The sequence below is a fragment of the Bacteroides sp. CAG:633 genome (assembly GCF_000435115.1).
In the GTDB taxonomy this organism is placed as follows: Bacteria; Bacteroidota; Bacteroidia; order Bacteroidales; family Bacteroidaceae; genus Bacteroides; species Bacteroides ndongoniae.
In genome coordinates, this window is record NZ_FR883076.1 from 697 (window position 1) to 1697 (window position 1001).

The 1001-nt window shown below is 47.7% G+C and carries 1 protein-coding gene; it reads right to left on the reverse strand.

What is annotated here, in order from left to right; translation table 11 throughout:
- Positions 1-198, reverse strand: a 198-nt coding sequence (locus tag QVP67_RS08590) for a hypothetical protein (RefSeq protein ID WP_288180051.1), incomplete at its 3' end; no start/stop codon positions are given.
- Between the last annotated feature and the right edge of the window lie 803 nt (positions 199-1001).

Here is a 1001-nt window from a genome sequence, read left to right on the forward strand (position 1 = left end):
CGTGTCGGCGGCATAGGAGGCCAACAGGGCACAGGCACTATCCGGCAGCACGGATGCCAAACTGTCCGCCGCAAGCAGCAGCGACGGATAGGGCTTGGGGCGGCAGGCGGACAGGCACAGCAGCACGCACAGGGCGGCAAACAGAACGGGCAGGCTTTTAAGCGACGTGCCCGGGTGTGTTTTTTCGATTGTATTCATATTCATTTGTACGTATAAGGTCTGTATGCAAATATCCGACTTATCGACTACACACCCAAAACAATTTGTATCAAATACCTTCGATGACGTAACATCGCGTGTTAAAAATTCAGGTTTCACCCTTGCAACGGATTGCAAAAGTTACACAAATGTTACATCAGACTTGCACGTACGTTACATAAACTTGCATGTACGTTACATCCTTCACCACATCGCCCTGTTTATCAACAGATTAACAAACACCCATCGAACAGGCTTAAATCCCGAAGAAATAGAAAAATCTACGTTACATCCTTCACCACATCATCTTGTTTATCAATAGATTAACAAATGCCCATCGAACAGGCTTAAATCCCGAAGAAATAGAAAAATCCGGAAAGGTGAAAGCAAGAGGTGAAACTTCCGTGAAACCGGATGTTTCATCCTATCTACCTGACAGCCAAGATCCTGAAAGCTAAGTGAAGGCGTGAAGGCAATTTCCCTCTTTCCCACTCTTCATCCGTGTAAATCCGCCTCATCAGTGTAGTCCGCGTATCCATCTTTCACCCACAAAGTAGCACTTTTCATTCCTAACCACCCACTTTAGCCGCGTAACATCCATAGTTAGCCACCGCAACAAGCAATGCCCGGCTAAGCGACAAGCAATCTCGCCGCCTATCGCAAGCAATGCCGCCGGGTTTTGCCCACAAAGCCCACGAGTATGACTCACAAACCTGCCAAGTATTGCCTAAGGATGTGTCGAAATAAAAGTATCTGAAACTCTCCTCCTTCAGGAAGGAGGAGTACCCGAAGGGGGAGGTGGT